Annotated in this window: 13 protein-coding genes and 1 tRNA gene; all 14 read left to right on the top strand. The window is 46.1% G+C overall.

Features of this window, described 5'->3' with window-relative positions:
- The first annotated feature begins 82 nt into the window (after positions 1-82).
- The 14 genes from QM657_RS19745 (at position 83) to QM657_RS19680 (ending at position 9,947) form a co-directional block, all read left to right on the top strand.
- Positions 83-155: transfer RNA gene (locus tag QM657_RS19745), tRNA-Gly, on the top strand.
- A gap of 417 nt (positions 156-572) precedes the next feature.
- Complete coding sequence (cutA, locus tag QM657_RS19740) at positions 573-905, top strand: divalent cation tolerance protein CutA (protein WP_415068414.1); 333 nt, start codon at positions 573-575, stop codon at positions 903-905.
- Between the two features lie 248 nt (positions 906-1,153).
- Positions 1,154-1,627, top strand: a complete 474-nt coding sequence (locus QM657_RS19735) for an acyl-CoA thioesterase (protein WP_415068413.1) — start codon at positions 1,154-1,156, stop codon at positions 1,625-1,627.
- A 692-nt stretch (positions 1,628-2,319) separates the two neighbouring features.
- Positions 2,320-3,327, top strand: a complete 1,008-nt coding sequence (gene spoIIIAA / locus QM657_RS19730) for a stage III sporulation protein AA (protein ID WP_415068412.1) — start codon at positions 2,320-2,322, stop codon at positions 3,325-3,327.
- Entirely contained in the window at positions 3,320-3,850 is a 531-nt protein-coding gene (locus QM657_RS19725) for a stage III sporulation protein AB (RefSeq protein ID WP_415068411.1), read from the top strand. Before spoIIIAA ends, QM657_RS19725 begins: the two co-directional genes overlap by 8 nt.
- Positions 3,851-3,860: 10 nt before the next feature.
- Positions 3,861-4,055, top strand: coding sequence for a stage III sporulation protein AC (gene spoIIIAC, locus QM657_RS19720; RefSeq protein ID WP_158375393.1), 195 nt, complete (start codon positions 3,861-3,863; stop codon positions 4,053-4,055).
- A gap of 8 nt (positions 4,056-4,063) precedes the next feature.
- On the top strand, positions 4,064-4,450 hold the full coding sequence (gene spoIIIAD / locus QM657_RS19715; RefSeq protein WP_415068410.1) for a stage III sporulation protein AD: 387 nt from the start codon (positions 4,064-4,066) through the stop codon (positions 4,448-4,450).
- A gap of 14 nt (positions 4,451-4,464) precedes the next feature.
- Complete coding sequence (locus tag QM657_RS19710; protein ID WP_415068409.1) at positions 4,465-5,658, top strand: stage III sporulation protein AE; 1,194 nt, start codon at positions 4,465-4,467, stop codon at positions 5,656-5,658.
- A 5-nt stretch (positions 5,659-5,663) separates the two neighbouring features.
- Positions 5,664-6,302, top strand: coding sequence for a stage III sporulation protein AF (locus QM657_RS19705; RefSeq protein ID WP_415068408.1), 639 nt, complete (start codon positions 5,664-5,666; stop codon positions 6,300-6,302).
- The gene (locus tag QM657_RS19700; protein WP_415068407.1) at positions 6,250-6,873 is read left to right on the top strand and encodes a stage III sporulation protein AG; all 624 of its coding nucleotides are present in this window, start codon (positions 6,250-6,252) and stop codon (positions 6,871-6,873) included. Before QM657_RS19705 ends, QM657_RS19700 begins: the two co-directional genes overlap by 53 nt.
- Before the next feature lie 16 nt (positions 6,874-6,889).
- Complete coding sequence (locus QM657_RS19695; protein WP_415068406.1) at positions 6,890-7,660, top strand: SpoIIIAH-like family protein; 771 nt, start codon at positions 6,890-6,892, stop codon at positions 7,658-7,660.
- 78 nt (positions 7,661-7,738) lie between these two features.
- Positions 7,739-8,125: an Asp23/Gls24 family envelope stress response protein gene (locus tag QM657_RS19690; protein ID WP_415068405.1), complete on the top strand. Its 387-nt coding sequence runs from the start codon at positions 7,739-7,741 to the stop codon at positions 8,123-8,125.
- Between the two features lie 130 nt (positions 8,126-8,255).
- Positions 8,256-9,038: an aspartate dehydrogenase domain-containing protein gene (locus QM657_RS19685; RefSeq protein ID WP_415068404.1), complete on the top strand. Its 783-nt coding sequence runs from the start codon at positions 8,256-8,258 to the stop codon at positions 9,036-9,038.
- A gap of 12 nt (positions 9,039-9,050) precedes the next feature.
- Positions 9,051-9,947 (top strand): NAD(P)-dependent oxidoreductase, encoded by an 897-nt coding sequence (locus QM657_RS19680; RefSeq protein WP_415068403.1) that lies wholly within the window; start codon positions 9,051-9,053, stop codon positions 9,945-9,947.
- The last annotated feature ends 272 nt before the right edge of the window (positions 9,948-10,219 follow it).

Here is a 10,219-nt window from a genome sequence, read left to right as displayed (position 1 = left end):
AGAACGGATGAAGATAGATATGTAACAATGTGTGGTTTTGAGGGTATATGCCTCAGAAGAGAAAACGAAGAAAACAAAGTAAGCGCGAGTGGCTCAGTTGGTGGAGTACGACCTTGCCAAGGTCGGGGTCGCGGGTTCGAGTCCCGTCTCGCGCTTTTTTTAATTGCAGCGGAAACCTGGATTTATCAGGGGTTTGGCTGTTTTTTTGTGTTGTGAAAATACTTTTTTAGGGTAGACAGGGTGTAGACAAGGGTGGACCTAAAAGGCCTTTTGAGTCGTAGACAGAGTTTAGACAAGGGCGGATTTTGTATTGAACCGGTGGAGAGACTTTAGGCGCTCCCTTGGGAAAACTATTTTTATAAGGAACAAGGTGGCTGATCTATAGCAGCCATGTTCCTTTTATTTTTAAGGGGATTTTATGCAACAGGGTTATTTTCGCTTTAGGTATGAAAGGTGAAATGCCGGGAAATATGTGTACAGGAATTGAGGAATGTGGTAGAATGCGGATATATCAAGAAGTTTTGTGATGCCTGAGAGAGTCATATAGTCATGGAATAATTGGAGAAAGAATTATGGAGAATTTTCAATATTGTAAAATAGAAATCTTTATTCCTGAAACACATTTATCTTTGCTGCAAAGCGCTTTACAAAGTGTGGATGCAGGGCATATAGGAAATTATGACAGTTGCTTGTCCTACAGCCAGGTTATAGGGTGCTGGCGGCCTTTGGAAGGGAGTAGTCCTTATAGCGGAGAAGAAAATGTAGTGAGTGCTGAACCTGAGCTTAAAGTGGAGGTCACTTGCCTGCGGGATAATATTGATACTACTGTTCATGCTATTAAAAAAATACATCCATATGAAGTTCCGGTTATTAATGTAATTCCATTATACCGGACTAGCTTTTAGTATGTGTGTAGATGGTGTGGAGCACAGCTTGTTTTTAGCGAAGCGTTTCGGCGGAAGTCTTGACCATTCCATGCGTTGTATATGTGATTATAATATGAAAAGGGTATAAGGGAAATTATTTTATATGTGAATCTTTATTAAAGGATGGGAAGCACTCTATGGAACAAATGGGGTATGACATTTAATAAAGGTTATTTATATTTTTGAGTTGTGCTAAAGTGAAATAGAAGAGAAAAGGACTGATTAATATGGAAGAGAGAGCGAAACGGGTGGCAGAATCCCGGACTGAGCAAATGCATGTGGTGAGGGCCAGGTATTTAAATTCGGCGGGGCGTTTATTTGGAGGGGACCTTATGTCCTGGATTGACGAAACCGGGGCTATGACGGCTAAACGTCATTGCAATGCCTATGTGACCACTGTGGCTGTGGACAGCTTGCATTTTGCAAAGGCGGTTCATTTGAGAGAGACTGTTGTTTTAATAGGAAGTGTGACTCATGTAGGAAGCACTTCCATGGAGGTGCGGGTGGATTCTTATACGGAAGATTTGGACGGAAATAGGGAAAGGGTGAATAGGGCTTATTTGGTCTATGTGGGCATGAAGGATGACAGACCTGTCCGGGTTCCTCGTCTTATTGTAGAAACAGAGGAAGAAAAGGCTGAGTGGGAGGCTGGGGAGAAGAGGGAAAAGCTTCGTAAGGAGCGCAGACGTCAGGGGTACTGAGAAAGAAACTTCGCAAAGAAAATAGATGCCAGAGGTACTGAAAAAGAAACTTTGCAAGGAGTGTAGAAGTTGGAAGTACCGAGAAAAAACTTTGTAAAGGGCATAGAAGCTGGGTGGTATTAAGAAAGAAGTTTTGTAAGGAGCGTAAACGCTGGTGTACTCAGAAAAAGCTTCGTAAGGAATGTGGACGTCGGGGCACCCAGAAAAAAGCTTCGTAAGGAATATAGACATCGGGGTACTGAGAAAGAAGCTTCGCAAGGGGTGTAGAAGTTGGGCGGTATTAAGAAAAAAGCTTTGTAAGGAGCGTAAACGCCGGTGGTACTCAGAAAAAAGCTTCGTAAGGAATGTGGATGTTGGAGTACTCAGAAAAAGGCTTCGTAAGGGGTATAGAAGCATGTGTACTGAGAAAGAAGCTCCGCGAGGGACTAGAAGTTGGGTGATACTGAGGAAGAAACTTCGCAAGGAGTGTAGGCTCCAGGGCTATTGAGAAAGAAACTTCGCAAGAAGCGCATACCTCAGGCACATCAAGAAAGAAGCTTTGCAAGAGGCCGAAACGCTGAATGCATTAAGAAAATAGCTGAATATTAAAAACGGATCATCACTTTCCTTCTGATGATCCGTTTTTTTGCTATCTTGTTTTCAGTCATAATTTGTCCCTCCTCACATATATTGAGTTAAGAGGAGGGATGAAGGTGGAGAAAAAAGACGAGCTTATTAAAATATTTTCCAAGAACATAAGAGAGATACTGGGCCGGGTGACCGTGGATTTTGATGAGGTTCAGGAGATCAGGCTCCGGGTGGCAGCCCCTCTTTTGATGATATATCGCAATGAGGAGTTTTACATAACGCCAAAGGGAACCTTGAGCAGGGAGGTGAATGATGCCTATATAGCTTCTAAGAATGAATTGAAGGAAACTATGGAATATATGAGTAGCTATTCACTCTATGCTTTTGAGGAGGAAATGAAACAGGGGTTTCTCACTCTGCAGGGGGGACACAGGATCGGAATTGCAGGAAAGACTATTTTAGACGAATCGGGGATTAAAACTATGAAATACATATCATTTATCAATGTGAGACTGTCCCATCAGGTGAAGGGGTGCGCCGATGAGGTTCTTCCTTATCTCTATGAGAATGGAAATGAAATTTGCCATACGCTGATCATTTCTCCCCCCAGATGCGGGAAGACCACGCTTTTGAGGGACATGATCCGGCAGGTTTCCAATGGGACAAAGGAGCATATGGGACAGACTGTGGGAGTTGTGGATGAGAGGTCTGAAATCGGGGCCTGTTACCAGGGGATTCCCCAGAATGAGCTGGGCATACGCACAGATATTTTAGACTGCTGTCCCAAGGCAAAGGGGATGATGATGCTCATACGGACCATGTCTCCCAGGGTCATTGCAGTGGATGAGATAGGAAGCAGGGAGGATCTGGAGGCAATGGAGTATGTGATGAACTGCGGATGCAAGCTGATTGCAACGGTTCATGGAAGCTCCATCGATGATTTGAAGCAGAAACCGGTTTTGCGAAAGCTGGTGGAGGAGCGGATTTTTGAGCGTTATATTATTTTAAATAACCTTGGGAAGATTGGAAATATTGACGAAATCTATGATTCCAGGGGGACCCAGCTTTACAAGGCGAAGGTTCACCAGATGGGAGTTCAGTGGGACAGGCAGGAGTACATTGCTTATGGATAACAGGTGGCTGAGGATTTTAGGAGCTGTTTTTGTCATTGTTTCCTGTTCCGGACTTGGATTTTTTATGGCAGGGCAGTGGAATGAGCATTTGAAGACGGTGGAAAAGCTGCGTAAAATGATATTTCTTTTAAAAGCTGAGATTGTTTACGGTAATTCTCCTCTGGCTGAGGCATTTGAGCGGACAGGAAGAAGGGCGGGAGGAGATATAGGGGCTTTGTTTGAACGGGTGGCGGAACGGCTTTTTAAGCAGCAGGGAGAGCTTTTTTATGAGGTCTGGCAGGAAGAGATTGACCACATGCCAAAAGAAGTCTGCCTGTCAAAGGAGGACAAACAGAATTTGAAGGGGCTGGGGGAGCATTTGGGGTATTTGGATATGGATATGCAGGAACGGAATATTCTTTTGTATTTGGAGCAGCTTGATCTGACCATTGATTATTTGAGAGAACATAAGCAGGAAAAAAGCCGCCTTTATACCAGTCTGGGTATTATGGGCGGTTTGTTCCTAACCATAGTCATGTATTAAGGAGGATGGCATGGGGGTCAATTTGATTTTTAAAATTGCGGCAGTTGGAATCCTGGTTTCCGTCATCTGCCAGGTATTAAAACACAGCGGGCGGGAGGAACAGGCATTTTTAACAAGCCTTGCGGGGCTGATCCTGGTGCTGTTCTGGATGGTGCCTTACATTTATCAGTTATTTGAATCCATTAAAAATCTGTTTGCGTTGTAGGTGATGATATGACGGTAATGACCATAGCGGCAGTAGGGGTTGCTTCAGTGCTTCTGGCGGTTTCCTTAAAGGGAGTAAAAGGGGAATACGGGACGTATCTGATCATAGCGGCAGGATTTTTTATCTTCTTTTACGGCATGAGTAAGCTGACCGCTATTTTGGATACCATGAAGGAGATTCAGTCCTACATTAAAATTAACAGCGTTTATTTGTCCACTTTGTTAAAAATGGTGGGAATCACTTATATTGCGGAATTTGCCTCAGGAATATGCAAGGACGCAGGATACGGAGCTGTGGGCACTCAGATCGAAATATTTGGAAAGCTGTCTGTTTTGGCAGTCAGTATGCCTATTTTGCTGGCGCTCATTGAAACTTTGCAGAAATTTTCAGCATGACGGGAGGCGATACCATGAAACATACCCTTCTTTTTCTCGTGTTCCTTCTGCCCATGCTGCTTTTTAGCAGGGATTGTTTCGGGGCAGAGGTGTCCTGGGGGCAGGAGGCGGCCGGAAATGAGGCGGGAGAAAGCCAGGCCGTTGATATGGGAATGGACCAGTATGATTTGACGGACATTCAGCAGTTTCTGGACAGCATGAAGGGGGAGAAGGTGACGAACCTCTCTTTTAAACAGCTTATGACCGCCTTGATGGAAGGAAGGCTGAATGAAGTGATGGGACAGGCCGGGGATGCCATCAAGGACCTGCTCATAGGAGAAGTGAGAAGCAGCGGGAGGATGATGGGGCAGATTTTGGTCCTTGGAATCATTGGGGCGGTGTTTTCCAATTTTTCCAACATATTTACTGGGAGCCAGATTTCGGAGACGGGATTTTTTGTCACTTATCTGCTTTTGTTTACCGTATTGGCAGCCAGCTTTTTTACCAGCGTCACCATTGCAGCAGAGGTGACGGGGCAGATTATGGATTTTATGAGGGCATTGATGCCGGCTTATTTTCTGGCGGCGGCATTTGCAGGAAGCAGTGCTTCGGCAGTGGCTTCCTATGAGTTCACCTTATTTGCCGTATCAACGGCCCAGTGGCTTTTCGGGCAGGTATTTCTGCCTCTCATCCGGTGCTACGCCCTTCTTGTGATGGCAGGCCACATTGCCAGGGAAGACATGCTTTCAAGGCTGAATGAGCTTTTGGAACAGGTGATTTCCTGGGGACTTAGGACTTTGGTAGGGGTGGTGTTGGGATTTCACATCATTCAGTCCATGGTGCTGCCTTATGTGGATTCCATGAAAACAGGAGCGGTCCAGAAGCTGATCGGGGCCATACCGGGAATCGGACAAGGGGTCAGCTCGGTGGCTCAGATGGTGCTGGGGTCAGGGGTTGTGATAAAAAATACCATTGGAGCGGCGGGAATCATCGTGCTTTTGGTCATTTCCCTCATTCCTCTGCTTAAGCTGGCAGTGCTCATGGTTTTGTACCAGTGCGTTGCAGCTCTTTTGCAGCCGGTATGTGATAAGAGGATCGTCTGCTGCATTTCTGATATGGCAAAGGGCCATAAGATGCTGCTTTCCGTAGCAACCTCAGGAATCCTCCTGTTTATCATTACCATAGCGCTGGTATGTGCCTCTACCAATGTGACTTATTATACCGGGTGAGTGAAATGGAAAACTTATTTGAATGGATACGCAATATCGCTTATTACCTGATTTTTATAACTGTTGTTTCCAACCTTCTTCCTAATAAGAAGTATGAAAAATATATCCGTTTTTTTGCCGGGATGGTCCTCATTCTTCTGGTTTTAAAGCCTGTTACAGGAGGATTGCGGCTTGAAAATACCATGGCGTATTATTTTGAATCCATCAGCATTAAGAAGGAAGCCGGGGAGCTCAAGGGGGAGATTTCTGCGATGGAGGATAAACGGCTGAAAACCCTGATCTCAGGCTATGAGGAGGCGGTGGAAACGGATTTGGCTTCCATGGCGGAGACATCAGGTTTTGGATGGAAAGAGATCAGGGCGGAAATAGACCGGGATCAGGAAAGCAGTACCTTTTGCCACGTTTTGAAGGTCTTTATGATACTGACTGTGAAAGAGGAAGCGGGAGAGACGGGGGGAGTGGTTCCTGTGGAGAAGGTAGAACGGGTGGAGGAAGTGAAGATTACGGAACAGGAAACGAGAAGAAGCGAGGAGAGAAGGCAGGAAGAAAATTTGCAGCTTTCAGGTCTTAGAAGGAGGATTGGGGAATATTATGATTTGGAGGAACAGGATATTGAAATTCAAGTGGAAGATGGGAAAGGATAAGTGGCTGATCCTGCTGGCGGTTGGAATGATAATCCTGATCCTTACATTTCCTACAGGCTCGGTTATGAACGGGAAGCAGGAGACGGCAGCAGAAAACCACAGCCAGGCCGTGGCCCATGGACTTGCAGGGGGACTGGAAGAGGGGGAAATGGCTGTAGCTGCGGCAGCAGGCCAGACGTATGAGGAGCAGTTGGAGGACAGGGTGAAGAAGATCTTAAAAACTGTGGAAGGGGTGGGTCAGGCAGAAGTGATGATCGTGCTGAAATCCTCAGAGGAAAAGGTGCTCCGGGTTGACAAAAACAGTTCGGATTCTTCTACAGACGAAAAAGACAGCGCGGGGGGAACCAGAAAGATCACCAGCTCAGAACAGCAGGAAAGCACCATTTTGATCGGCTCAGGAGAAAATACGGCTCCCATTGTGGAGAAGGAGATACGACCGGAAGTAGAAGGAATCGTCATCAGTGCCCAGGGCGGAGGCAGTCCTACGGTAAAAGCTGAAATTTCCAGTGCCATGGAAGCATTATTTAACCTGCCCCCACATAAAATAAAAGTATTAAAGAGGGTGGAATAATAAAGGAGTGTCAGGTATGAGAAGTTGGAAAACAAGTAAAGAACCTAAAGTCCCAAAAACCCCAAAGAAGATGGATATGAAGAAACTGTTTAGAAGAAATCAGATCATCATCACTACGCTGGCCGTTATGATAGCAGCAGCAGGATATTTAAATTACGCCGGAAAGCAGGAGCTGGCTTCCGCAACGGATGTTTATGAAGCAGGGATGACAGACATTTCTGAAGAAGATATTTTGGCGGAAAACCAGGCAATTGCAGAAAGTGATGTGACCCAGGAAATTGCAAGCCTTGACCAGGATGCAGAGGATATTGACCAGCTTGCAGCAGCAGAGTCTTCCCAGGCAGCCGAAGGGGAAGCAGGAAGCGGTGAACCGCAGGCAGCAGGACTTGACAATCCGGGAGAGGCAGTTCTTACCAGCGGAATGAATGTATCGGATTACATATCCAGTGTCCAGCTCAGCCGGGAGCAGGTAAGGGCCAGAAATAAAGAAACCTTGATGAATTTGATCAACAATCCAAATCTGGAAGAGTCTGCCAAACAGCAGGCCATCCAGGAAATGATCGAGATGACGGCTGTTTCTGAAAAAGAGAATGCAGCAGAAACCCTTCTTCTTGCCAAGGGCTTTGCAGACCCGGTGGTCAGCATTTCCGGAGGTAAAGTGGATGTGGTCATCAACGCTTCCAGCATCACCGATCCTCAAAGAGCTCAGATTGAGGACATCGTAAAAAGAAAAGCCGAGGTAGGGGCAGAAAATATCGTCATCACCCTGATGAAGCTGGAGGAGTAAAAATCCTTTGCAAACAACGGCTGATTTTGCTATAATGATTCCATGGTATATACAATATTAGTGCAGGAGGGAATCGCTGTGGCAGAAGTGGAAAGCAGAAATACTCACAAGGTATATGAAAAAGATAAAATCGGTGAAGTGCAGATTGCAGATGATGTGGTAGCAATTATCGCAGGTCTGGCTGCGACTGAAGTAGAAGGCGTGGATTCCATGGCAGGCAATATTACCAATGAGCTGGTTGCAAAACTGGGTATGAAGAATTTATCCAAAGGTGTGAAGGTGGAGCTGACAGAAGAGCATGTGTCGGTGGATTTATCCTTAAACATCAAATACGGTTACAGCATACCTACTGTCAGTGAAAAGGTACAGGAAAAGGTTCAGAATGCCATTGAGAACATGACAGGCTTAACGGTTCTGGATGTCAACATCAAGATTGCCGGAGTTGCCCTGGAAGAAAGCAAGTAGATATGAAAATCCCGCAGCGGAGAGCAGACCTTAAGAGGCGCTCTCCGCTTTTCTTTTGGAATTGCTCTTGTAATCAAATGGGACAGGACTTATAATGAAAGTTAAATGTTTAAAGAAGAAGGAGGCTGTCATGAGTAAGCTGAAACTGGGAATGATAGGAAACGGATATCTGGGAGAAATTGTTGTCAGGGCATGGAAGGAAGGCTTGCTGCCGGAATATGAACTGGTGGGAATTGTGGGAAGAAGCCGGGAGAAAACCGATGCATTGGAAGCTGGAAGCGGATGCAGAGCCTGTGAAAGCATTGAGGAGCTGCTGGAATTAAAGCCGGATTATATTGCGGAGGCAGCATCTGTGGAAGCAGTGAAAACCATGGCGGAAAAAATCCTGTCAAACGGCTCCAATCTCATTGTGCTGTCCATCGGCGCATTTGCGGATGGAGCATTTTATGAAAAAACAAAGAAAACAGCAGCGAGCCACGGCACCAGGGTATATTTAGCTTCCGGAGCCATAGGCGGCTTTGACGTGCTCCGCACCGTCACCTTAATGGGCGCATCAACCAGGTTCGATACGTGGAAGGGGCCTCAGGCTTTGAAAAACACGCCGCTTTTTGAGGAACACTTGATGACAGATGAGGAAAGCACGACAGTATTTGAGGGAAATGCAAAAGGCGCCATTGAACTGCTTCCCACCAAGGTCAATGTGGCGGTAGCCGCTTCTCTGGCAACCAATGGCCCGGAGAATACAAAGGTCACCGTCAACAGTGTTCCCGGAATGATTGGCGATGACCACAGGATCACTGCGGAAATGGATGGAATTAAGGCTGTTGTGGACATTTACTCCAGCACCAGTGAAATCGCAGGATGGAGCATTGTGGCTGCGCTGCAGAATATCGTTTCCCCCATTGTATTTTAAGGAGGCAGTGAAATGTTTGATAAATTAGTTGCAATTGAACCCGTAAGCCTGGTAAAAGAGGCAGAACAAGAGCTGTTTCGTTACGCCAGGGAAGTGGTGCTATATGAGGACATCCCTGCTGATGATGAAGAGATCATAAGAAGAATCGGAGATGCCGACGGAGTGCTTCTCAGCTATACTTCCAGAATCAACCGTCACGTATTGGAGACATGCCCTGATATAAAATATGTAGGAATGTGCTGCAGCCTTTATTCAAAGGAAAGCGCCAATGTGGATATTGAATATGCAGAGGAGCACGGAATCACAGTTTCAGGAGTCCGGGATTACGGCGATGCGGGAGTTGTGGAATATGCAATCTGCGAACTGGTCCGATTCCTCCACGGCTATGACCGTCCCATGTGGAAAGATATCCCGGTGGAAATTACCGGTTTGAAAGTGGGAATCGTAGGAATGGGCGTTTCCGGAGGAATGATTGCAGAGGCGTTAAAATTCATGGGAGCCGATGTCTCTTATTACAGCAGAAGCAGGAAACCGGGATATGAAGAAAAGGGGATGAAATACCGTTCTCTTCATGAGCTGCTGGAATATAGCGAGGTAGTATTTACGTGTTTGAATAAAAATGTAATTTTGCTTCATGAAGAAGAGTTTAAGAAGCTGGGGAATGGGAAGATTTTATTTAACACCTCTATCGGTCCGGCGTTTGAGGCGGGGGAGTTGAAGAATTGGCTGGAGAGCGGGGATAATCGGTTTGCTTGTGATACAGCCGCAGCTACTGGAGATCCGACAGGGGAATTGGTAAACCACCCTGGAGTGTTCTGTGTGAATGCGTCAGCGGGAAGGACAAAACAGGCGTTTGAGATATTGAGTAAGAAGGTGATTGAGAATATAAGGAAGTTTTTAGGTGAATAAAAGTACACTTTCTATTGTATAAAGAAGTTGGGTAAGGTATAATATTCACGAAAGCGATGAGCAGTGCGAAACAGGACGTAGACAAATTTTCGTTGTGCTTGCACATAAGAAAATTTGTCTACGTCCTGTTTCATAGGGCGAACGCCCGTGAGCCATCGAATCCAACGGATTCGATGGCTTGCACTGCGGACTAAAACACCACCCCATCAAACCAATCTTTTAAAACCCCTTGGCCCGCCCGGCGGCCCCGCCGCGGGGGGGGGGGGGGGGGG

Source organism: Lacrimispora sp. (genome assembly GCF_047605665.1).
In the GTDB taxonomy this organism is placed as follows: domain Bacteria; phylum Bacillota; class Clostridia; order Lachnospirales; family Lachnospiraceae; genus Lacrimispora.
The sequence above is the reverse complement of the archived record's forward strand: the minus strand, read 5'-3'. Positions and strand labels throughout refer to the sequence as shown.